We start from the raw sequence: 22,803 nt of genomic DNA, 5'->3' as shown, positions 1-22,803 counted from the left end.
TAGCACTATTATTAACTATTCTTTACTTGTAACAAGTAATGTCTGTAACTGCGCTAACTTGAGGGTAAGAACCATCAATCACATCATCTCTTCCTTGAATTGGTAACTTAAAAACACTACTTAGAGTTAGTTGAATATCAGTTCGACCAATACGTGCATTGTCTAACTCTCCACACTTTTCAATAGCGGCCTCAAAGATCTTTGCTTTTAATTCAGCTTCCATATTTGAAAAAGAGCCAACGTATAAATTTATCGAACTTTGTGGAATTATAACTGCTTCAGCATATACCGCTTTAGAAAAGCTCAATACAACTGCAAGACCTAAAATTAACTTTTTCATAATACTCTCCTTAAGCAAATCCAAATCATTTTGGATAAGGAGACTTTAGTTAATTCAATTTAATAAAAAAAATGAATAGATTCGATCACTGGAATAAGAGTTTTTCATGATGCTGCGCAAACCATCTAATATTACAATGAAACACCTTATACATTAGCCCAGCTAATTTTAACCATTAGACAATTTAATACTCTTAAACTATAACATTTTTACACACACAAAAATGAACACTTGGAGAATTGAATGTTTAAACTTCTAATTGTATCCGCACTTTGCCTTTGCGCATACTCATCGACTAACCTTGAGAAAGCTAAGGCAATCCTAGCAAGCTCAAATACTTCTGTTGGCGTTCGCTACGACCTTGAAAGACTAACTACTAAGGGACACACTAGAAACTCTTACAAAACTGCCAGAAAACACCTATTTGGAACTCTTCACCTTGAGAGAGACAATGGGAATGCAGCCTATATTCGCGATGTATACTGTGACGAGGTTTACACAAACTCAACTCCTCGCATTGGTAAAATTGGAAAAGGAAGAATACCTAACCATGAAGTTGTAAATTGCGAGCACACATGGCCACAATCAAAATTTGATCGCGGTGCCCTTTCGAGATATCAAGTTGGTGACCTACACCACCTCTACCCTTCTCAAAACAGAGCAAATAGCACACGTGGGAATTATAACTTTGGAAAGGTAGACGCTAAGAACTCAAGACTAGACTACTGCCCAGCTTCTAAGTTTGATGGAAACACTTACGAGCCACCAACTTACCACAAAGGAAATGTTGCAAGAGCAATGTTCTACTTTGCAGTTCGCTATGATCGTAAAATCAATTCACAAATGGAAGAAACTCTACGTCAGTGGCATGAGTTAGATCCAGTAGATGAAGAAGAACGTCTAAGAAATGACAGAATTGAAGACATCCAAGGAAATAGAAACCCATTTATCGATGCTCCAGATCTAGTTTCAAGAATTACAGATTTCTAAAATTATTTTTAAATATCTATAAAAAGGGCGCTTAATAAGTGCCCTTTTTTTATTTCAAAAGCTTTGAGAAAAGCTAAGAGTTAGGCCATCTAACTTAGCTGTTGGAAGAACACTCAACCAATAAGGCTTATTATATTCAACATGGTTAAAATAAATCCCCCAACCATAACTTAATCCAATCGTCATTCCCGCCGTGACATCGTGTAGGTAGTGCCAACTATCATTTAAACGACTAAAAGAAATGAAAATTGCGGCCAAGTGAGCAGCAGAGCCCCATCCCCATCCATGTTGTGCCGTCACAACTGATGCAAAGGCAAAGGAAGCAGAGGCGTGTCCTGAAGGGAAAGAATCTTTTTCATCGGGATAACCAGGTCTCGATTCGTCAATAGTAGTCTTTAAAGCAACAGTCGTCCCTACAGTATAGGCCGTCGCTTGTAACATATGTGATGCACGCTCTTTTCCAAGCCTTCCTCCCCAGAAGTATTGACCAATGATATAGGCTCCATTTAAAACACCGTAGCCAATATCACCTCCAAACTGTCCAAGATCTTTAAGATGGTTTTTTTGAGCAGCACGCTTTTGGATTTCATCAATTCCCTTATATTCCTTCAGAAGACGCAGTCCTAAAGTGATCCCTGTCCCCGTCCAAAAGATATACTTAGCGTCAGTACAGATCGGTGCCGTCAGATCGGAAAGAAAACTTCCACATTCATTTGCAAACGTTTTTTGAAAACTACTTAATAATAAAATTAAAATAAATATTTTTCTGAAACTCATTATTTACCAAGGTGTGCAATTTTACTTCGTGTATACTCTCTTTCCTCTTTTGAAAGAATTTGTGGTTCAACCTTAGGTAGGCCAGAGTTCATATCAAAGAATGAATTAGGCTTTGTTAATCTTAATATAGACCCAATAGAAATGAGCTTTAGAAGAATTAGACCTGCCATTTTAGAAAATTTTAAAAAGCCTTTTTTTGGCCAACTCTCGTGATCAACTGAAGAGTACTTCATCATATTATAAGATTGAATATCACCTAGCTTAGACTTTTCTTCATTAGAGACAAAAGCGCAAACAATGCCACTAAATGGAATTTTTGCATCAAGAGTATTTACCATTGGAAAATTGCAACAGCCTGCATACCAACGATAAAGCCCCTTAGGACTTAATCTTAGACATGAGATATGCTCATGGCCTTTCGTAATCTTTATATAGCTTGGTGCTGTTTGAAAGAGCTCTGTACCATCAAACTCATCTAATAAGTTTCGACGACCTAAGTACTGAGCATAGGTCTGACAGTCATCACAACAGCAAACAACATGATTACTCAAACTTTTATTAATTGTTAACTCGCCTTCAACTGCGCCACATTCACACTTTAGGGAAACGATCTCTTTACTCACCTTATATATCCTTCTTAATAAATACTCTTACAGGAAGCAGAGCAATCTTCAAAATTTTGAATATCAGCTCGTTGACTTAAGCGAAGGCCATTAATATTGGCCAAGAGATCACGCCACTCCGCATGGCCCCCACCAAATAAATCATAAATTTCTTTTGCGACACCTATGATAGCAGAAGAGCTGATTCCACACTCGATACCAACGATGCAAGAGATAGTACAATGCCTATACTTATCAACTTCTAAATTCTGAGACTCTAGAACTCTTTTATAATAAGTTGCTGATTCAACAGCGCAAAGAAGTCCATCTACTCTTTTATTGGAGCTGATTGAAGCATAGGATAAATTCATTAAAAAAACTGCCAATAGCATTAATACGCATCGCATATAAAAACCTTTTGTTATTGAAGTTTAATTATAAGAATTCCTAAGACGTTCTGGCAAAAATCAAATTCAAAAATATAAATAAAAATTAAAGATGTTAATAAATATTTTTCATATATAATTTAATAAAAAATTATTTACTCATCAAAGGAGCATAAATTATGTGGGGAACTAATAATAATGACTGGTGGCCTAATCGCCTAAGACTTAACATTTTAAGACAACACTCAGAACTTGCTAATCCAATGGGTGAACAATTTAACTACGCAAAAGAATTTAACTCACTTGATCTTAGTGCACTAAAAAAAGACATCTTCGCATTAATGACAGACTCACAACCCTGGTGGCCTGCGGACTACGGTCACTATGGACCGCTCTTTATTCGTATGACATGGCATGCCGCCGGTACATATAGAACATCAGATGGACGTGGAGGCGCCAATACAGGAAACCAAAGATTTGCTCCTCTTAATAGTTGGCCAGATAATGGAAACCTAGACAAGGCCCGTAGACTCTTATGGCCAGTAAAACAAAAGTACGGAAATAAAATCTCATGGGCAGATCTATTTGTTCTTGCAGGTAACTGCGCTCTAGAATCAATGGGATTTAAAACATTTGGTTTTGCAGGTGGACGTGAGGATATCTATCAACCGGAAGAAGATGTTTACTGGGGAACAGAGGCCCAGTGGCTTGGTGATAAAAGATACTCAGGAGAGCGTGAACTTGAAAAACCACTTGCAGCTGTTCAGATGGGGCTTATCTATGTAAACCCAGAAGGGCCAAACGCCAATCCAGACCCTGTTGCCTCAGGTATAGATGTACGTGAAACATTTGCACGTATGGCAATGAATGATGAAGAAACTGTTGCACTTGTTGCCGGAGGACATACATTTGGAAAATGTCACGGAGCTGCACCAGATTCAAATCTTGGACGAGAACCAGAGGCTGCACCAATCGAACAAATGGGACTTGGATGGAAAAATACATTTGGTACAGGTAAAGGTGGCGACACAATCACAAGTGGTATCGAAGGTGCTTGGAAACCAAACCCGACAAAGTGGGATAATGGTTACCTGACAACTCTCTTTAAATACGAATGGGAAAAAGTAAAGTCTCCAGCTGGAGCTTGGCAATGGCTTGCAAAAGATGTGGCCGATGAAGATATGATTGTGGACGCTCACGATAAAACAAAAAAGCATCGTCCAATGATGACGACAGCCGATCTTTCACTACGCTTTGACCCAGCATACGAAAAAATTGCAAGACGCTACAAAGATAATCCAGAAGAGTTTAGAGAGAATTTTGCAAAAGCATGGTTTAAGCTTACACACAGGGATATGGGCCCTAAATCTCGCTACCTTGGATCAGAAGTTCCTAGAGAGGATCTAATTTGGCAAGACCCAATTCCTGCTGTTAATCATGAACTAGTAAATGAAATCGATATCGCAGAATTAAAAAATCAAATTCTAAACTCTCCTCTAACTGTCTCTCAAATGGTTAGAACGGCTTGGGCATCAGCTTCAAGCTTTAGAGGATCAGATATGCGTGGAGGTGCCAATGGAGCACGTCTTCGCCTTGCTCCACAAAAAGACTGGGCCGTTAATATGCCATCAGAGCTAAATGAAGTCATAGCGACACTTGAAGATATCCAAAAAGGATTTGATAAACCAGTTTCTCTTGCTGATGTGATTGTTCTTGCTGGGTGTGCAGGAGTCGAAAAAGCAGCGAGTGATGCAGGAGTAAAAATTGAAGTTCCATTTACACCAGGACGTATGGATACAACGCAAGAGCTTACTGATACTGAATCATTTTCTGTTCTTGAACCAGAAGCTGATGGATTTAGAAACTACTTGAAAACAAAGTTTACGGTTGCAACAGAAGAGCTTCTACTTGATAAGGCACAACTACTAACATTAACGGCTCCTGAGATGACAGTACTTGTAGGTGGCCTTCGTGTACTAGGAGCAAACCATGACAATTCAAAGCATGGTGTATTCACTGATAAAGTAGGTGTTCTCTCGAATGACTTCTTCACTAACCTTCTTGATATGAACTATGAATGGAAGGCAAAAGATAGTGATAACGAATTATTTGAAGGTATTGACGTTACTTCAGGAAAGTCTGTATGGACAGCGACTCGTGCGGACTTAATCTTTGGTTCAAACTCGGAGCTTAGAGCAATTTCAGAAGTATACGGTCAAAATGATTCAAAAGATAAATTTGTAAATGACTTTGTTACGGCCTGGAATAAAGTGATGAATCTCGATAGATTTGAGTTGAAAAAATAAATATACTGAAGGTCTGCCTAACTAGGTAGACCTTCTAATTTAGAAACACTCTCTAAATTATTATCCCAGTTTGCCTTACTTTTAATAAAAAGATGTGCACTAGGCTTAATGTCAACTGGCGTATCAAGACATCCGGCCGGGATGACCACAAGCTTCCCCTCACTATAAACTCCAGGCACAGCTGATCCACATGTCTTACAAAAGCTACGAGCATGCCTTGTTTCAGGTAAGCGGTAAGATTGAATATTTCCTTCCCCACTTAACCACTTGAACTTCATATCACTTGCAAAGAGATTAGCAGCGTGTGCAGAACCCGTGTCTTTTTGACAATACTTACAATGGCATAGGAAGAAGTTATCAAAAGACCCTTCTGCTTCAAATTCAATAGTGCCACATAGGCATGAACCTTTATGAATATTGCTCATTAAAACTCTCCCTTGGACTAATGTAGACGCGCTCCATTTGGCACATCTTTATCGAGGTTAAATAGGACGATATCATTATTTGAATCTGAGAATCCCATAACGAGAACTTCAGACATGAACTTTCCAATTTGCCTTGGAGGAAAATTAACGACGGCCAAGACCTTCTTTCCAATCAGTCCTTCCTTCTTATAGTGGACAGTGATCTGAGCACTTGATTTTTTAATACCTACACCTGGGCCAAAATCAATCTTGAGTTTATAGCTAGGTTTTCTTGCTTCAGGAAAGTCTTCAGCTTCTATAACCTCACCTATTCTCATATCAACTTCTAAAAATTTACTAAAATCTATATCGGTGAGAGCTGGCGCACTCGGTTCAAAATCTAAATGCATAAATATCCTTTCTAGTTTCTTAAATTATACAAGAAAAACGAATGGTCACCAAATAATTAATCTTCACACAAAAATGACAGAGAACAAACCACAGATTTGACGTTTGAGAAATAAAATAGATGTAATGAGAAAATTTCATTTAAGCTTCATCATCTCCTTATTACTTCATGCACTCTTACTCTTTACCTACTCAAAGAATCATAAAATAAAAAATATCACACATAGAGAACCAATCAAAATGAAAGTGAAATCCTTAAAACAAAAAAAGAAATCTATACAAAAGAGTTTTTCAAAAAACTATAAGACAAAGGGATTAAAGCTCTCAGACTTCTCTATTGATCCAAAACACTTAAGTCTAGACGAAGCAAAGATTTCAACGAACTCGAATATTGGACTAGCAAAAGCAAATCGCATATTTGCTAAAATAGAACAAAACTTAACATACCCAGAAGAGCTTGTTGAAATTGAGTCCCAAGGACATTTTCAAGTCACATTCTATCTCGATAAGGGTGCACGCTATGATGAGAAACGAACTAAAATCTCAACTGGTTCAAGGTTCTTGAGGGCCTATATTGCTAAAGTACTAAGAAACTCTCTAAAGAATTTAGATCAAAGAGATTTAAAACTTAAAAAGCTTACAAAATTTGATGCTGTCTTTAAATTCAACTTAACAACTTCCGTCACAGAACTTGGACAATCCCAGTTATTGAAAGATCGCTATTTCTTTTACCGTCAAAGATATGGAGTCTCTACCGGCAGAGATAAAGTTATGAATGGTGTCTCAAAAACACTTGCAGGAATTACAAATGTTCTTAGCTTACTAGAATATTTACCAGATAGTGATGCAACAAAACTTAAAAAGAAAAGAATTTTAGAAACTTATATCAATGATCCATTCTATTAAAAAGTAACTTCTATTTTAAATATCGTATTAAATCTTTAGGATCGGCTCTTTTTGTATAATCAGCATCTGCAAAAGCATAGATAATCTTTCCATCCTTATTAACAATATAAGTACCAGGTAAAGGAAGTTCAAACTGTTCGCTATTTTGATTATTTTTAATATCAATACCAAATTTCACATAAAGTTCTTTCAGGCTTTCTTCAAGCTTAAAAGCAAGTCCAAATTTTTTTGCAATTTGATTATCGACATCTGAATAGATAGGAAAATCTAATTTATGATTTCTTTTAGTTTTTGCAATTTCTTTCTTTGTGTCAGGAGCAAGAACGATTAGTTTGGCACCCTTTTTTTGAATTTCTTGATAGTATTTTTGATACTCTTTCAATTGGATCATACAGTAAGGGCACCAACTTCCGCGATAGAAGCTGATAATGGTATTTCCATCTTTATAGTATTCACTTATATCTTTCCCACCAACTTTAAAACTCGGAACTTGAGTTCCCTTCTTCACACTCTCTTCCACAATTCCAGAATCTTTAAGATGTTTTAGAGCTTCGTCCATAACCTTAGTTACTTCAACAGGTCTTTTCTTATTCGCATTCTCTCTTCTTTCATCAAGTCGATCTTGGAGGGCACTATCTGCAAGAGAGGAGAACGTCAGCGCGAATAAGCTTAATATTGTAATAGTTTTCATTGAGGGTCCTTTATAAAATTCTATTTTATAAAAGAATATCCTCAGGAGAGAAATTGATTGTTAGCGGTTTGTTAAATCTTGGTGCATTTATAGATTTTTTTCAAGAATCAACTGCTCTATTTGATTTTCCTTGATTCTCGTATCAATTAATCTAAAACCAAACTTTTCATTGAGTTCAATCATTTCAGGATAGCGAGCATCAGTGTGAGTACGAACCTTTGTGAAGCCTTGTTCTTTGGCCCACTCATGTTGCCTCTCCATCAACTTTGTCGCTAATTTTTGACCACGATAGAATGGCACAACACCACCTACCCAGCTATAGAAATAATCACCACAATCATAGCCAACTTTAAAGGCGATTGGCTGACTTCCATCAAAGTAAAATTGTGCAAGAAACTTAGTGCAGTCTTTTGTTTTTGAGTACATTCTGTCGACACAATACGGCGTACTAAAGATCTGAGAATTCGTCTGGGAAACGATCTCGAAGACCTCATCAGAGATTTGCGAATATTCTTTATACTCATAATGATTCATAAGGACGCAGAATATATCATAAAATTTTAAAACGTACACATATAGATTGTTAAATTTCAATACTTTACAATCACCACCCCCTAAGCCCTTGTAAGTAAATATTATCTAGTACCTTTGCACATCATGTCACTTTCGCTATTTAAACAAAAAACAAAAATTTCGCAGGGAGTAATAAATGAAAGGTCTTCTATCTTTTCTAGTTTTAATTTCACTATCAACAGCTGTCTCAGCTCAGTCTGATTTTCTATCCAAATCAGAAGCAAAAGATATCAATGACTACATGGGTGATATTTGTATGGATACATACTGTGGTGGCGATATAAATTGGTATGCACAAGGGATGAACTGCAGCGGTGATCAGTGTACAATTTCATACGAGGCCTATACTTGGAAAGATTCAGCTGATTCATTTGATGCAGATCTTCTAAAAGCACTAGATGGAAAGACTAAAGATTATCGTCATTTAAACTCATCGCTTAAATTTGAAAATTTCCAACTAGTTAGACAAGGCAGAGCATTTGTAAATATCTCATGTACTATGTACGGACTTAATAATGAAACTCTTGCTGAATACGATAATGACAAACAAGAATATCTATATATGACTATTCTCGAGTCATGTATTGATCCTGTTGAATCACTAATTCTAAATTACTAATAAATAAAAAGGCCCTTGTATCATACAAAGGCCTTATATAAATATCTTAATAAAATTAATCTTATTCTTGTCCTTGAAGCTTATCGTAAAAACAAAAGAGTAAGAACGAAGCTGCAGCTGCTGTAAAGACGCTATAATCAAAAGCCCCCTTAATCCCACTTGTAAATGTCATACTCAGTGCAAAGAGAGACAGAAGTCCAAAGCTTATAAGTGATGTAATCTTAATTCTAAAGCCGATTATAAATAAGATACCTAAAACAATCTCAAGGCCAGTTGCTGAATATCCTAAGAATTCAGAAAGAGCTGTTGGTGCCCATGGGTTTAAGAACTGAGTGTATTCAAGAAATGATTTCATATTTCCCCACACAACTCCTGGCTCACCGTACTTTCCCCAAAGGCCAAATCGATCGGCCACAGCAGAAAGATAACTACCAGCTAGAGCAAGCCTGAGAAATAATAATGATGCTTTATCCATAACGAAATCCTTCTAAAACTTTGAATATTTATAAAGCTTAACAGGATGAAATTAATGAGACAAATGAAATGAGGAAAGGTGCCCGCCTATTATTTAATAGTGAAGGCACCGTTATCGATTTATTTAAAACACGTCTTTAATAGAGATTTCTAGATTGCCATCAATTGAGAACATATCAAAGTTCACAAGAAGCTTTTCACGAACTTCGTTATTTAAGACGAGAATCTTAGCACGACATGAATAGTCGTACTCTCCTTGTACTCCATTGGCATCTTTCTCGCACTCATACATATTCAGATCTACTTCATAGCAGACTTCACCGTATTCATGAGCACCAATTGCTCCAATTTCACATCTTTCTTCAGTATTATTTAAAAGAAAAACTTCACTGTGCATATAGTTTGAGAGTTTCCAACTCATTTCATACTTGAAAGGCAGATCCCCGTCCCAATCTCTACTCACATCAAATGTATTCTCACTTGCCTGCATAGAACCAAAGGCGATAGCAGGTAAAAGATAAACAGCTGAAAGTACAACAAATAAACTAAGCTTCTTCATAAACTCTCCTATGATATTGGCCACGAGATTTCGCCACCACCGTTTCAACGAAGAGAAAAATAGCTATTTTCAGCACATAAGTAAAAACACTTTATTTGATAAAGCACATAAGTTTTAGTAATACACTTATATGAATATAAAACTTCTCGAATCCTTTTATCATGTTGTCATTGAAGAAAGCTTTATCAAGGCCGCAAAGAAGCTCTCAGTTTCTCAACCTGCAATTTCAAGTAGTATAAAGAAGCTAGAGGAGCAACTCGCGACTAATCTACTTGAGCGATCAAATCGAGGGATCATCCTTACTCCAACTGGCGAGAGAATCTTTGAGTCCTGTAAATTAATCTTTTTAGAGCTTGATAATTTAGAATATGACCTTGGGGTTGATAATGATGTTGTTAAGGGCCCGCTTAAAATTGGAACAAGTGATGAGATCGCAAGTTATCTGCTGGCAAATAAGCTTAAACACTTAAAAGAAGAATTCCCACTTACAACGCCTGAGATTTATACTGCACCAGCGGCTGAGTTACTTGAAAAACTAAAAGACGGCGAACTTGATATTCTCATTCTCTTCTATACTCCCTCTCTGCCAGAAGGTATCTCTGAACGATCACTCTTTAATATTCGCTTTAAGGGAGTCATTAAGAAAAGTCTAAAGAATAAGAAAGAAATATTAAATAAGCTCATTGGAGATAAGATTATCTTTCCTTCACACAAGAAGAAATTTTCAGCATTAAAGAAGCATCTAAAGACCAACAAAGACTCGAAGTTTTGCATATCAACGAATAATATCAATATGCACTTACAAATGGCCCTGCAAGGAGAAGGAATTACATTCCTTCCAGAATTTATCGTGAATCCCCTTATCAAATCAGGAAAGCTTGCTGTCCTTCACCCTTCAGAAAAAGACTATTACTCACTCAAAGTGGTGATGAGAAATAGCTTTGTACCAAACAAAGCCTATAAGAAACTCATTGAACTTATTTCCCCGAGTTAGGTTTAGTCCTTAGAAGGCCATAAGTTACTAGTACACATGTCAATAACTTAGACACTTCGCCCCTGTAAACCAATGAAATCATGACAAAGAAGCTGGCATAAAACATGCGGTTATAATAACGATGTGTAAATCTATCTTTCTTCTATTCATCCTAAACCTCTCGGTCTGGTTAGCAGATCTTCATCTCTTTAATACAGATGAAAGCTTTAATGACGACTTTGCACAGAATATTTTATCGGGAGATCTTAAAGCTAATGAAGCAATCCATTTAAGAGGTAAGAGTGTTATCTTCAAAGAAATACTTGGAAGTGGAAATACAACAATCATTCTGAAAGTCTATGATGAAGAACTACAAAGTTACCTTGCTCTAAGACTGCCTCATGGAAATCAAGATAAACAGTACACAATCTTTGATGGAAAAAAGTTCATTGATTACTCTTACCAAGGTTTTGGAGAATTAGATGAGTCAAAGCTTACTAAGAATATATAGGGCCAATTAAGTTGGCCCTTTTTATTCTTCATTTTTTTAAGACACACCAACGTTTGCTACCAATACACTTTTGCATCTCAACACGATATCCATCGGGACAACTTTTACCATCTTCAAGAATGATAGATTCAGATGACTTGGTATTTCGTACAGAGCTTTCGCAGCAACTATTACCATTGCACTTTTTTATGTACTGATCGTAGTATTCTTCAGAATTCGATTGGCAACTTAGACTAAGAATAAGTGTCGCTAACGTAATGAGATATTTCATGGCCTAATTGTAGCATAACCTTTTCAAGATATAACTGCCATGAGTCCAAATCAAGGCTCCGCCAACACTATCAATAACTTCAGCTGTAAACTTTGAATTTCTTCGTGCTAGAGTCAATCCAAAATCTGGAGAATGAACTGGGCTATAATCATGTTTCCCATATAGATGAAATACGTCTGTTGTAACTTCTTCAAGATTGAAGCCCCAAGGAGATAAGCACATAGATAAGTCTTGAAAGTAGGATTTAAATGAGCTTCCAATCCCTTCTTGAAGACATTCACGATACATCTTTTTATATGGATCTTGCGTATAAACTTTCTTATCGACCTCAGAAGATGTTCCGATAACAAAATCGATAAAGCCATCCAGGTTAAAAGTTTTTTGAAATTCATCACATGTTAATTGACCACTACTTACAGAATTCACGAAATTTTTCGTATTCTCATCAAGTAATTCGAATGTACTTTTATCGTGTAGATCATCTTGACCAGACACAACCACGGCCTCTTTAATAATCCCATGTAAGCACATATGGTACAAAAAAGGCGCTCCTTGAGAAAATGCAACAGCGTCAATCTGATCTAACTTAAGCTCTCTTAATAACAATTCTACTGATTCAGTGATACTAGAAAAAGACTTATCTTCATTGAAGTCCGACTGACCAAAGCCAGGCCTATCAATCGAATAAAGCTTGATATTATTATTTATAAGGTCTTCTTGATAGAAATTTAAACTACCACTCATCCCTGCACCATTTATATAAAGGACAGGTTTTCCAAGTTCTGCTCCAGATACCCTGAAACATGTTTTTAAATTATCTTTTAAAATATATATGTCTTTCAATTATTAAAACTCCAGATCAGTTTATCTGATATTTGAAACAAGCCACATAGAAAAGTCATCCACTTCATTATGATGATCTTGAAAATCTTCTTTAAGTTTATTCAAGGTATCTTGAACAGCCTTAACATCATAGGCAATGCCTTTTAATTTTTCTGCAAAAGACTCAATTAAAGGCGGATGTAGACAGTCACTAAAGATAGTGATCTCTTCAATTAGTCCTTTGTTTGAGTTGATATGAACTTCAACACTACCCCAAGTAAATCTCTCATCAAATTGATGGTTAAACTTTGGCGTTTTTCCATAAAGCCAATCCCAATCCTTTAATTCATCATAGTATTCATTAACTTTAGGAACAGACTTTAGGAAGTCGTAGTTTAAGACCTCTACTTGGCCCTGAGCATCGTAGAAACGACAAAACTCTTCAATAATCGCACTTGAGAGACTCTCATGATTGATTTCAGAATTAAGCTCCGCAAGATTGATCACACGTGCACGTGCAGATTTGATCCCCTTAGACTCTAGTTTTTTCTTATTAGGGTTTAAGTAGTTAGCAAGTTTACTTAAATCAGCATTAATTAGAAGTGTTCCATGGTGAAAGCTTCGATCTCTTTTTACCTTAAAGGCCGAACCAGAAATTTTTCTAGATCCTTCTTCTTCAGCTATCTTTACTTCAATATCATTTCTTCCATTAGCAAAGGCATCAACACCAAATACTTTTAATGCATTTGTGATGATCTTATTATTTGCATCCTTATCGTATGATTCTTTAGATGACATGAAAGTGAAATTCGTATTTCCCAAATCATGAAAAACCGCCCCGCCACCACTTTGACGTCTCGCAAGTTTAACTCCGTCTTCTTCCATCTTACTTGTAATACACTCTGTCCACGGATTTTGGTGCTTTCCAATGACAACAGTTTCATCATTTTGCCAAAGAAAGAGAACATGAGAATCCGTGTCCATATCGTTAAAGATCCAATTCTCTGTGGCGAGATTAAAATATGGATCATATTGTTCAGCTACAAAAATTTTTACTTTCTTACTCATATTATTCCTATTTATAAATCTGTTTTCTCAAATCGCAGGCCATTACAATCATCGTAGTAATCTTTCTCGATTTCAGTCTGTTTAAAACCAAATTTCTTATATAAAGCAATTGCCGAATAATTATCTTCTCTAACAGTCAAAGACAAGGGCATTTGGGCATGATTTTTTAAACATTCTTCAAGTAACGTAGAGCCATGACCCCTTCCTTGGAAATCTTTTGAGACAGCAATATCAACAAGCTCGATATTTCCGTCCTCTTCCACGGTACAATAAAATCCGATTACCTCTGTATCTACTAGTACCTTAAGCTCATAGCCGATATAGTCTTCTGGAAATTCAACTAGGGCCTGAAAGGTTTCTTTCTCAGTCGCCTCTTGTTCACCATAGTTTTCTATTTCAATTTGAAATAACTTATCTACGTCTGACAGACTTGGCGTTCTAATATTCATTGTGGCCTCAATATATCTAAAAAGTTTTAATTATTATAGTTTAGACCAAGCAAGATTACTATACTGATAAGTAAAGCCAGTATTTTTACTTTTAGAATTATCAATTACTCGTAATTCTGAGTTCTCCGGATCAAAAGATATCGCTGAATTAAAATTACGATAAAATTCCTCTTTAGTAGGATGATCATCACAAACTAGATTAAAATCTTGATTACTAATATTATGATTTACGACATGATGTAAAAATTCAGCGACATCACTAGTGTGAACCAAATTAACATTAGTTTGTGACTTTGATAGCTTTGTCATTTTCTTAGAAAAGAATTTTGGATGGCGTTTACTATCAATTAAACCTCCCGGCCTAACAATCACATAATCATCCAACTGTGATATCAATTTTTCGCACTCAATAAGCTCTTTAGCATTTCTTGTTTGACCAACTTTCATACTATCTTCACTAATATGACCAAAACCATAAACCGAAGTTGAACTAACAAAAATAACTTTATTTAAAGCCCCTAAATCATTTAATAGTTTTTGAAGCTTAAGTGAATAATCTTCTGTAGGAGGAAATGAGATGATAATAACATCAAAGTCCCTTGAAGCTTTCCAGCTTTCACCTAAGGTGTATTCGATGAGGTTAGTTTTTAAATCATCTGACTTTCTTCTTGTTCCAATAATTTCATGTATTTTATTTTGCGAAAGAAAGTGCTGTCCTAAATGTCCAAGTCCTAAAAAGAGAATTTTTTTCATAAGTCATTATAGTTAGATATACTTCGCTATAAAAAGGCAAAAAAGCACTCAAATACAGTAAATACAATGAAATTTAAGAAATTACTTAGATAAGCGTGATGTTTAGCGTATATTGATTACTATGACTAACAATATCCCATTTGAAGAATTCAATTTACGCCCCGGCCTTCTTAACTCCATTAAAAAATGCGGTTTTACAACAGCAAGCGCCATTCAAGAACTAACAATACAACCAATCTTAGAAGGTAAAGACATCCTTGCTCTTGCTGAAACGGGATCTGGTAAAACTGCGTCATTCGCCATCCCGATCATCGAACATATCATTCATGATGATCTCGTGGAAGTTGATGAGGTTCACTACGTTGTCCTATCTCCCACAAGAGAACTAGCGCAACAAACTGAAAAGGTCTTCAAAGAACTTGGTAGTGAGTCTGGAGTTAATACAGTCTGCGTTATTGGTGGTGAAAGCCTCGAAAAGCAAAAAGAACTAATTAATAAAGGTGCACATATCATTGTTGCAACACCTGGCCGCTTAGTAGATCTATTAAAGCAAAAGGCCGTCCTCATTGATCGCACTTACGGAATCGTATTTGATGAAGCTGACCGGTTATTTGATATGGGCTTTAAAAGAGATATCGAATACACTCTTGGACAAATGCCAGATGATAGACAATTAATCATGGTATCAGCTACGACTAATATGGAAGTTTTAAACACGGCATATAAGTTCAACTCAACTCCAATCGAGCTTAAGTTGAATGAAGATAACATGGTTGTTGATCATATCGATCATAAGCTAGCGATGATTAATGCTAATGAAAAGATGGGCCTTCTTGTAAGTACCATCCGAAATCATGAAGATGCATACGCTCTAGTCTTCTGTAATACAAAATTTCAAACACACTTAGTTGCTGAATGGCTGATCGCAATGAATTTCAAAGCAAAAGCAATCTCAGGCGGCCTATCTCAAAGCAAGAGAACAAAATTAATTAAAGATTTTAGATCTAAAGAAACGACAATCCTTGTCTGTACAGATGTTGCGGCACGAGGTCTCGACATTAAAGATGTTAATCTTGTTATCAATTACGATCTTCCACAAGATGCTGCAAACTATGTTCACCGAATCGGTCGAACAGGTCGCGCAGGCTGCGAAGGAGAAGCAATAAGCTTTTGCTCATTTGATGACTGTGAATACCTAGACCCTATTCAAGAGTTCATTGGTGACAAAATTCCAAAGTTAGAAATTGTCCCAGAAGATATTTCAAAAAATCTTTCAAAGAAGCCATTTATTGACCGCAAAACTTTTAAGGTTGTCGATAGAACGACTGGTAAGCCACTAACAGAGCAACAAAAAGAACAACGTAAGAAACCTCAGCGCAAAAAGACCCAAAATAATGCTAAGAAGAGAACTCAAGAAAGAGTTAAAAAGACAGTTGAAGTAGCTAATAGGCCAGTATCAAAACCGATTAAGAAGATAGAAAAGAAACCAAATACACCGACGTTTACGATTCAAGCAGAATCGCAAGAAAGTGCGAAGGCAGCCGCTCTTGCATTCTTTAAGATAAAGTATGATTCTCAACTAAACCTTGATGAATCGACTCTGGGACGTAAGAAGTACTTCCTATTTGGAAAGAGACTCACAAGATTCACTTATAGTCTTAGGCCAACGTATAAAAAAATCGTGATGCCATTTCTAATTAATCTTATTAAAAAGGCAAAGTTGAAGCTATTCGCCAAGTTCTCATTTAATGGAAAGGATATTAAAATCTTCTTTTCTGGAGCAGATGAGAAAATGTTAACAAGAGATAATAATGAACTACTCCAAGCTCTTGAATACCTGACAAGACTTCACCTTTACAACAGTGTTGAAGTTCCTCGAGAAGTTAGACTAAATTTCAAGTGTAAGGGTGTAAAGAGTCAGGAAGACAGTCTTATTAAGATGGTTGAGCGTGAGACGGCAAAAGTTCTAGACTCTCGTAAGCCAGTCACACTAAAAGCATTAAATGCTTCAGATCGCAGACTTGTTCATCAGCACCTTGATAAGCACAAGGAAGTTAAAACAGTCTCAATCGGTGAAGGCCGAATGAAGAAGATTCAAATTACTTTAGCATAATTTTTTATCCCAGGTGCTTTTCGCTTGCCTTACGTGAAAGAAAAGCACCTGGAATATGCATATTCTATAAATAGGGCCTTTGATTCTTTTTATTCCGTCATGAGGCTTTTCAATAGACTTTCAACCCATTTCGATTTTTTGCTTCTATATTCATCTTCATTAAGATGAGAAGAACTTCGTTTGAGCTCATTATATTCTTCGACGAGAGAAGGTTTGGTAGACAATAATTTTTTAAATTTCAAAAAGTCTTCAAATTCACTTCCATTCTCCACTAACTGGATTGCTACATCATGATTATATTTTTCTGTAATCAGCATGCAAAGCTGAGGAGTTCTTAAAGTGCTCTCTTTCTCAACGTAGCCAAGGTTCTTAATTGTTATTAAACTTGATTCGAAGTCTTTCTTATCCACGCCAACAAAAACATCTAAATCTCCTTTAGAGATAGCACCAGGGATTGATGATGCTCCAATATGAATGATTCGAACATTAACAAGATGTTGAGATAGCTCAAACTCTAAGTCCTTAAAAATTTCATTCACTTTATCTTGATAGTCTTGTGCTTCATAAAATTTCATACTACTTCTTTCTTACAAGATAAGACATATCCATTTGTTGAATATTTCCATTTGTCCATGTTTCCCTATGAAAAACATACTTATCTCCCATAGTATAAAGTCTAAACTTAAAGATCATCTCCTCATGCCTCCCTTCTAGATAATATACATTACCCTTAACAATCCCCTCTGCTCTGAAAGGTCCTTGTGACATGACAACCTTTTCACCTTCAACTTCTAGGCACATATCCTTAGTTAAATCTTTTCCGTCTTTAAACCCATGCGCCGTGATTGTAATGACATGCTCACTCTTACCAACCATCGTTTCAGGATAAACTTCTCTTTTGACTTCTTTTCCATTTGAAATTTCAAAGCTAATATTATCCCACTCGCCAATAAGAAAACCCACCAATGGGTTATAAAATTCTTTTGTCTTCATAAAGAGTGCTCCTTTCTTTATATGCCTCTTCTAATAGCTCTGAGATAATTTCTGTTTTTGCATTTGAGTATTCACTTCTTGGTATATCCAAAGATTTTTTAAGCTCTTCATATCTCAATGCTGCACTTGGATTGGAAATAAGATAATCTTTAAAAATAATATGGTCTTTAAGTTCCTTACTGCCCGACTTAAAGATGTGAAGATGACAAAACCCTTTGGTCTTTTCGAAGTTATAGAAAACAGAGTATCTCCTACCTTCGATCCCATATTCACCTTTATATTCGTAACCGAGCTTCTCAAGTAAATCTTTCTTTTTATCTAACTCTTCTAAAGAAGAAATTTCACCAACGATATCAAGTATTGGTTTTGCGACAATATTTGGAATTGCAGTGCTTCCGCAGTGGTGTAATTTTAATGAATTAATATTTAATAATTCAACGATTCGATTAGATTCAAACTTGAAGACATCACGCCATTTATTATTATGATCAACAAGACGAACTTTGTTATCCCTTTCCAGGCCCAGGCCGTGCTCTTCAAAAACGGTAAAAACTTTTTGCATGAACTTATTTTAGTACGATAAGGTGGAAAAAAGGCAAAAAAAAAGCTACTTCAAAGAAGTAGCTTTTTAATGGTGCCCCGATGTCAGTAAATATCGAATTACGGTACTTAATTCTCATGCTTAAGTCCTATTTTCTTTCGCCTTTTTGTATTTCTCCTAATCTCTTCAAGATTATCTAATCTTTCAAAAACAACTTTGAAGACTTGGGTCACATTTTGCTCAAGGTTACCAACTTTTCTTTCAATTCGTTCCTCTAAAGCATAATAACTACGAAGCTTAGTAAAAATACGCATAATTGCGATGTTAACTTCAATCGCACGATCACTCTTAAGAACTGCAGACAGCATTGCCACTCCATTTTCAGTAAAAACAAGTGGTTGCTTCTGCTTTCCACCTCTTCCGTCTTTTGAAGTCACAATTTGTGACTTCAAAACCTCATACTCTTCCCTCGTTAACTGAAACATAAAGTCATCTGGAAACCTCTTTAGATTCCTACGCACCGATTGATTTAGTACTCTAGTCTCAACTCCATAAAGTTCTGCTAAATCACTATCAAGCATGACTTGAGTTCCTCGAATATGATAAATTTTGTTTTGAATTTGTTCTAATTGAATTTTCATTTCATCTCCATTTTTGAATAATAGAGTTTGATAACGAAATTTAAGATTTTATAAAAGTTTAAAAGCTAAAGAGCATGAGGTTTTTCTAATTTGAAATTTAGGCAAAAAAAACTACTTCAAAGAAGTAGCTTTTTTATAATTTTAAGATCTCCGTAGCTCAATGATGAGCTAATTTTGATTTCTTATTACTCAAAAATATCACCTCATAACTAATTAATATCTTAGCGATTAACAAAGAAAGTTAGTGACTCGTATATCTGTCAAGACTGTTTAGACCGACAGCTTCACTATATAATCGTTAAACAACATAGGAGGAGATTGAATAAATATCAGAGACCTTACCAAAGAACTAGAGAAAGAATTAATTGAAGCAGTAGATAAAGATACAGACTTTACAGGGCCAGAAGAAATGTTTGACCATCAAATAGATCAAGGAGACCTAGACCCATACACTATAAAGACAGTTAGGGACTTAATAATAGCTCAGAAATTTAAGCCTAAAAAGAAATAATCAACTAAGGCTTTTAACCTTGGCTATTATGTGATGGTAAAGAATTGTTTGAGTAATAATCCGCATCCTGCTCGTTGGACACCTCCGCCCATCTTGGGCTACGGCCTGCCCGAACTCGCACTCGCATTGACTGTCTGCAAGTAGCTCCAGAAGCGGACTTACGGGTATAAGATTTTTTATAACTATAGGTTGAAAGTTCTCTATGCTTGTCAATAAAGGATGAGTGCGGTGCGTACACCATTAAGGGAGGTATGCCCTAATTTGAAATTTAGACAAAAGAGATGCTACTTTAAAGAAGCGTTCTTTTTGAGGTGTTCAATACATCTCTAGTTATCGAAATATTATTATATAATCTAGCACTTAACTATTTTGTAGACTCAATTAAAGTCAGACATTCAACATATTCTAGCGTTATTACCTATAAAAGACACGATATTTGTTTTATTTACATGATATAAACAAAATCCTCTTAAAAAGCCTTAGAAAGTGATAAATATGGTTAAAATATATAAAATCAAAGGTGCCCAAATGAAAATTAAGTTTTTATTCCTTCTTCTATGTCTTATGACTTTATTAAAGCCAGCTCATGCGAATTATAGAGACAAGATAACCACTGAGTCAGATCTTCAAGCAGTAATAGATAAAGTTATTAATACCTTTAGACCTAGATTAGAAGTGCAAGGAAGACGCTTTACTATTGAAAGAGACCAATACAATCCAAATATTTCATTTAAGACTTTCCGTAAAAGTACCAAAGAATCGGGAATATTAATAAGCGGTAATGCCCAAAGATTCGCCGGTGCCACATCTGACGCTATTGCATTCGCTATATGTACACAACTAGGGAGTCTTATAGGCGGAGCTCCCTACCAAAGAGTTACAGGAGGCTTTGGTGCTGTAAATGGACAAGCAATCTATTGGGCATCTCTTAAGTGTTTTCGAAAAGTATTTGAAAACGACTTCAATTATATGGGAGATACAACTAATCCAGAGATTCGTAAAAAATGTAGAGCTACTTGGGGATATAAGAATAGAGATAATGAAGCCGTCCAGCTGTGTGAAAGAACAGCACAGGCCGGACTTGATCTAGCAAAAATAAGCGCTGACTATGTTAATAGTAACGCTAGTATATTAAATAAAGATAAAAAAATTGTATTTTTAACTAATACGCAAAACCTTCTACCACAATGCAAACTTGATACAATCATGGCCGGTGCACTATGCAAGAAAGACGTAAGTTCACAAGTGAGCTTTTATAATGAAGGCCAAGGAGTTTGTACTAGAAAGAGTTTACAAAATAAGGAGGGTGTAAGGCCACTATGTTGGTATCGCCCACAACGACAAGACTTATATCGATACGAAAAGCCGCTTGATATCAAGCAAAACTTACTAAATTACTTAATAAAGGGAAATTTAGAAGTTGTGAGAGAAGCACTAGACAATGAGCACTTTCGACAAAATAATCGAGTTGCAGGAAGTCCTAACTCAGCTCTCCACAACGCTGTCATTCTGCGAGACAAAGCAATGGTAAAGTTACTTCTTCAATACGAAGGAGCGAGCGTTAACTTTAACAATCCAAAAGATATATTTAATGAAGCGTTTTCACCAATCGCCCTAGCGGTAAAAAAGAATTATCCAGAAATTTTAAAAATGCTCTTAGATGTGCAAAATCCTTTCTTATGGAGCAAAGATAAAAATGGAAAAAGCCTTGTTGATTTAATTAATACTCTCCCTGACAGTGAAAGTGTCTCGCTGTTAAGAAATATTTTCAGCACAGCTAAACTTAGAAAGAATCTGGTTTCATTAGCTAAAGAAAATAGATTAGACGATATAAAAAAGGTCTTTGCAGCTGACAGATATTATTTCAATGATCCACTAGATAAGTGGGAGGCTATCAAAGTCGCAATAAAAGAAAACCATAATGAAGTAGCGAAATTCTTCTTACAAAGAACTTATTTAGATTATAAAGGGAAAGAGTTACTTGAAATCGCACTTACGAACAATAATCAGGATGTTGCTGAATTTATAAGAACTGAAATAGAACGAGAAAATGCGCAGAGTTCTTTAAATTATAGTATAAAAAATAAGCTTGATTTAGACTCAAAGTTTGAAAGCCTTATACAGTCCCCTCTTGTAAGCATGAATGCTAACTTTAACTTTAGGATTAAACACAATGACTATGATTCCCCTTTGACTTACGGTCACTTATTAACTGTGTCACTATTTAAAAATAATTTTGAAAAATTTGAAAAAGTATTAAAACACAAAGATATTAATGTTGATTCAAGTTCTAACCGAGCTCGTTCTTTGTTGAATCAAATTTATAGAATATCAGAAAAACAATTTAGCTATATAGACAAAGAACATAAGAAATTAATTGGAAAAAATTTAAGTGCGTTCTTACACCATAGTAATCAACTCACTACAAGAAAAGGGATCTTTCTAAGTATCGTCTATGAAAACATCGAAGATGTAGAATCGATATTAACTTCTGCAAGTAGGAAGATGATTAACCAGGATCGCTTTAAGTACTTTACTAAAACATCAGATGAGATTAGAAGACGACTCGTAAATTCAGATAAATTTGACATTCACGAGCGTCAAGATGAAATTGATAGTGAATCAATTTTAGGGCTGGCAATAAAAGCTAATGATATTGACCTTGCCTTTGAATTAATGACTATACGCGATGTTGATATTAATGGCACAACCACATGCTATCTCGAAGATTGTAGGTATACATCTACACTAGCAACAAACCCTTTTGGCCATGCCTTAAAGTCAGGAAACCAAGGACTTATTAACTATTTTATGGACCGTGATGACTTATTATTTAACGGAACTTTTAATACACCATTAACAGCTGCCGTAGAAAGTAATAATATCGATACTCTGGAGATGATTTTAGAAGATAGTCGCCTTAATAGAAATAATGTTCAAATTTTAAGCTACATTGTTCATCGAGAAAATTACAAAATGCTTAAACTAGTATTAAAGTCTAAATATAAACTGATTTTTTCAAAGTGGGAACTTGAGTATGCCATTGAAGTCGCTCAAAAAAATGAGCTTAAGAAGTTTGAGAGATATTTAAAAAGAGCATTGAGAAAAAGGTATTAGATTAA

27 protein-coding genes are annotated in these 22,803 nt (G+C 35.7%); 8 read left to right on the top strand and 19 right to left on the bottom strand.

Translation table 11 applies throughout. The features are described 5' to 3' along the window. Positions 1-22 precede the first annotated feature (22 nt). Complete coding sequence (locus ABMA78_RS10875) at positions 23-340, bottom strand: hypothetical protein (RefSeq protein ID WP_392860004.1); 318 nt, start codon at positions 338-340, stop codon at positions 23-25. A 243-nt stretch (positions 341-583) separates the two neighbouring features. Here ABMA78_RS10875 and ABMA78_RS10870 point away from each other — a divergent pair, with 243 nt between their 5' ends. Further along, complete coding sequence (locus ABMA78_RS10870; protein WP_392860002.1) at positions 584-1,330, top strand: endonuclease I family protein; 747 nt, start codon at positions 584-586, stop codon at positions 1,328-1,330. Positions 1,331-1,384: 54 nt separating this feature from the next. Here the strand turns inward: ABMA78_RS10870 and ABMA78_RS10865 are convergent, their stop codons facing one another. Genes ABMA78_RS10865 through ABMA78_RS10855 form a run of 3 tightly spaced genes read right to left on the bottom strand, consistent with a single transcriptional unit; the run spans position 1,385 to position 3,080 of the window. Beyond that, positions 1,385-2,107, bottom strand: a complete 723-nt coding sequence (locus tag ABMA78_RS10865) for a phosphatase PAP2 family protein (RefSeq protein WP_392860001.1) — start codon at positions 2,105-2,107, stop codon at positions 1,385-1,387. Then, a complete protein-coding gene (locus ABMA78_RS10860) occupies positions 2,107-2,730 on the bottom strand; it encodes a DUF6151 family protein (RefSeq protein WP_392860000.1) in 624 nt (207 codons plus the stop codon). Before ABMA78_RS10860 ends, ABMA78_RS10865 begins: the two co-directional genes overlap by 1 nt. A gap of 14 nt (positions 2,731-2,744) precedes the next feature. Further along, the gene (locus tag ABMA78_RS10855) at positions 2,745-3,080 is read right to left on the bottom strand and encodes a hypothetical protein (RefSeq protein WP_392859998.1); all 336 of its coding nucleotides are present in this window, start codon (positions 3,078-3,080) and stop codon (positions 2,745-2,747) included. 194 nt (positions 3,081-3,274) lie between these two features. Here ABMA78_RS10855 and katG point away from each other — a divergent pair, with 194 nt between their 5' ends. Further along, positions 3,275-5,401, top strand: a complete 2,127-nt coding sequence (gene katG, locus ABMA78_RS10850; protein ID WP_392859996.1) for a catalase/peroxidase HPI — start codon at positions 3,275-3,277, stop codon at positions 5,399-5,401. A gap of 17 nt (positions 5,402-5,418) precedes the next feature. Here katG and ABMA78_RS10845 read toward each other — a convergent pair whose 3' ends face one another. Together ABMA78_RS10845 and ABMA78_RS10840 are read right to left on the bottom strand one after the other, a co-directional pair. Next, positions 5,419-5,826 (bottom strand): GFA family protein, encoded by a 408-nt coding sequence (locus tag ABMA78_RS10845; RefSeq protein WP_392859995.1) that lies wholly within the window; start codon positions 5,824-5,826, stop codon positions 5,419-5,421. Between the two features lie 17 nt (positions 5,827-5,843). Further along, the gene (locus tag ABMA78_RS10840) at positions 5,844-6,215 is read right to left on the bottom strand and encodes a tRNA-binding protein (protein WP_392859994.1); all 372 of its coding nucleotides are present in this window, start codon (positions 6,213-6,215) and stop codon (positions 5,844-5,846) included. A 124-nt stretch (positions 6,216-6,339) separates the two neighbouring features. Here ABMA78_RS10840 and ABMA78_RS10835 point away from each other — a divergent pair, with 124 nt between their 5' ends. Beyond that, positions 6,340-7,119 carry a hypothetical protein gene (locus ABMA78_RS10835; RefSeq protein WP_392859993.1) on the top strand — a complete coding sequence of 260 codons (780 nt, stop codon included), beginning with the start codon at positions 6,340-6,342 and terminating at the stop codon, positions 7,117-7,119. Positions 7,120-7,129: 10 nt separating this feature from the next. Here the strand turns inward: ABMA78_RS10835 and ABMA78_RS10830 are convergent, their stop codons facing one another. Together ABMA78_RS10830 and ABMA78_RS10825 are read right to left on the bottom strand one after the other, a co-directional pair. Continuing rightward, positions 7,130-7,810, bottom strand: a complete 681-nt coding sequence (locus ABMA78_RS10830) for a peroxiredoxin-like family protein (protein ID WP_392859991.1) — start codon at positions 7,808-7,810, stop codon at positions 7,130-7,132. Positions 7,811-7,897: 87 nt separating this feature from the next. After that, complete coding sequence (locus tag ABMA78_RS10825) at positions 7,898-8,344, bottom strand: GNAT family N-acetyltransferase (RefSeq protein ID WP_392859989.1); 447 nt, start codon at positions 8,342-8,344, stop codon at positions 7,898-7,900. A gap of 175 nt (positions 8,345-8,519) precedes the next feature. Here ABMA78_RS10825 and ABMA78_RS10820 point away from each other — a divergent pair, with 175 nt between their 5' ends. Beyond that, positions 8,520-9,002, top strand: a complete 483-nt coding sequence (locus ABMA78_RS10820) for a hypothetical protein (protein WP_392859987.1) — start codon at positions 8,520-8,522, stop codon at positions 9,000-9,002. A 61-nt stretch (positions 9,003-9,063) separates the two neighbouring features. Here ABMA78_RS10820 and ABMA78_RS10815 read toward each other — a convergent pair whose 3' ends face one another. Further along, the gene (locus ABMA78_RS10815; protein WP_392859986.1) at positions 9,064-9,477 is read right to left on the bottom strand and encodes a DoxX family protein; all 414 of its coding nucleotides are present in this window, start codon (positions 9,475-9,477) and stop codon (positions 9,064-9,066) included. Between the two features lie 123 nt (positions 9,478-9,600). After that, positions 9,601-10,035 carry a hypothetical protein gene (locus tag ABMA78_RS10810; RefSeq protein ID WP_392859984.1) on the bottom strand — a complete coding sequence of 145 codons (435 nt, stop codon included), beginning with the start codon at positions 10,033-10,035 and terminating at the stop codon, positions 9,601-9,603. A gap of 130 nt (positions 10,036-10,165) precedes the next feature. Between ABMA78_RS10810 and ABMA78_RS10805 the strand changes: the two genes are divergently transcribed. Continuing rightward, complete coding sequence (locus tag ABMA78_RS10805; RefSeq protein ID WP_392859982.1) at positions 10,166-11,029, top strand: LysR family transcriptional regulator; 864 nt, start codon at positions 10,166-10,168, stop codon at positions 11,027-11,029. Between the two features lie 121 nt (positions 11,030-11,150). Then, positions 11,151-11,519, top strand: coding sequence for a hypothetical protein (locus ABMA78_RS10800; protein WP_392859981.1), 369 nt, complete (start codon positions 11,151-11,153; stop codon positions 11,517-11,519). Positions 11,520-11,547: 28 nt separating this feature from the next. On the opposite strand, the gene ABMA78_RS10795 is transcribed toward ABMA78_RS10800, so the two are convergent. The 5 genes from ABMA78_RS10795 to ABMA78_RS10775 are packed head-to-tail and all read right to left on the bottom strand — an operon-like array spanning position 11,548 to position 14,882. Continuing rightward, the gene (locus tag ABMA78_RS10795) at positions 11,548-11,790 is read right to left on the bottom strand and encodes a hypothetical protein (RefSeq protein WP_392859979.1); all 243 of its coding nucleotides are present in this window, start codon (positions 11,788-11,790) and stop codon (positions 11,548-11,550) included. Between the two features lie 3 nt (positions 11,791-11,793). Continuing rightward, the gene (locus tag ABMA78_RS10790; protein WP_392859977.1) at positions 11,794-12,633 is read right to left on the bottom strand and encodes an alpha/beta fold hydrolase; all 840 of its coding nucleotides are present in this window, start codon (positions 12,631-12,633) and stop codon (positions 11,794-11,796) included. A 21-nt stretch (positions 12,634-12,654) separates the two neighbouring features. Next, positions 12,655-13,680, bottom strand: a complete 1,026-nt coding sequence (locus ABMA78_RS10785) for a lipoate--protein ligase (protein ID WP_392859976.1) — start codon at positions 13,678-13,680, stop codon at positions 12,655-12,657. Between the two features lie 11 nt (positions 13,681-13,691). Next, positions 13,692-14,129 carry a GNAT family N-acetyltransferase gene (locus ABMA78_RS10780; protein ID WP_392859974.1) on the bottom strand — a complete coding sequence of 146 codons (438 nt, stop codon included), beginning with the start codon at positions 14,127-14,129 and terminating at the stop codon, positions 13,692-13,694. A gap of 33 nt (positions 14,130-14,162) precedes the next feature. Next, positions 14,163-14,882 (bottom strand): hypothetical protein, encoded by a 720-nt coding sequence (locus tag ABMA78_RS10775; protein WP_392859972.1) that lies wholly within the window; start codon positions 14,880-14,882, stop codon positions 14,163-14,165. Positions 14,883-15,003: 121 nt separating this feature from the next. Between ABMA78_RS10775 and ABMA78_RS10770 the strand changes: the two genes are divergently transcribed. Then, entirely contained in the window at positions 15,004-16,995 is a 1,992-nt protein-coding gene (locus ABMA78_RS10770; protein WP_392859971.1) for a DEAD/DEAH box helicase, read from the top strand. An 89-nt stretch (positions 16,996-17,084) separates the two neighbouring features. Here the strand turns inward: ABMA78_RS10770 and ABMA78_RS10765 are convergent, their stop codons facing one another. The 4 genes from ABMA78_RS10765 to ABMA78_RS10750 all read right to left on the bottom strand — a co-directional run bounded on the left by ABMA78_RS10765 (position 17,085) and on the right by ABMA78_RS10750 (position 19,170). Continuing rightward, positions 17,085-17,570 (bottom strand): GrpB family protein, encoded by a 486-nt coding sequence (locus ABMA78_RS10765; RefSeq protein WP_392859969.1) that lies wholly within the window; start codon positions 17,568-17,570, stop codon positions 17,085-17,087. Position 17,571: 1 nt separating this feature from the next. Further along, positions 17,572-17,988 carry a hypothetical protein gene (locus tag ABMA78_RS10760; protein ID WP_392859967.1) on the bottom strand — a complete coding sequence of 139 codons (417 nt, stop codon included), beginning with the start codon at positions 17,986-17,988 and terminating at the stop codon, positions 17,572-17,574. Continuing rightward, on the bottom strand, positions 17,966-18,550 hold the full coding sequence (locus ABMA78_RS10755) for a GrpB family protein (RefSeq protein ID WP_392859966.1): 585 nt from the start codon (positions 18,548-18,550) through the stop codon (positions 17,966-17,968). Before ABMA78_RS10755 ends, ABMA78_RS10760 begins: the two co-directional genes overlap by 23 nt. A 107-nt stretch (positions 18,551-18,657) precedes the next feature. After that, a complete protein-coding gene (locus tag ABMA78_RS10750) occupies positions 18,658-19,170 on the bottom strand; it encodes an ORF6N domain-containing protein (RefSeq protein ID WP_392859964.1) in 513 nt (170 codons plus the stop codon). Positions 19,171-20,209: 1,039 nt separating this feature from the next. Between ABMA78_RS10750 and ABMA78_RS10745 the strand changes: the two genes are divergently transcribed. Beyond that, the gene (locus ABMA78_RS10745) at positions 20,210-22,798 is read left to right on the top strand and encodes an ankyrin repeat domain-containing protein (RefSeq protein WP_392859962.1); all 2,589 of its coding nucleotides are present in this window, start codon (positions 20,210-20,212) and stop codon (positions 22,796-22,798) included. Positions 22,799-22,803: the final 5 nt, after the last annotated feature.

Origin of the sequence: Halobacteriovorax sp. RZ-2 (assembly GCF_043196685.1) — a bacterium.
GTDB lineage: Bacteria > Bdellovibrionota > Bacteriovoracia > Bacteriovoracales > Bacteriovoracaceae > Halobacteriovorax_A.
This window is presented reverse-complemented; position numbering and strand designations above follow the sequence as displayed.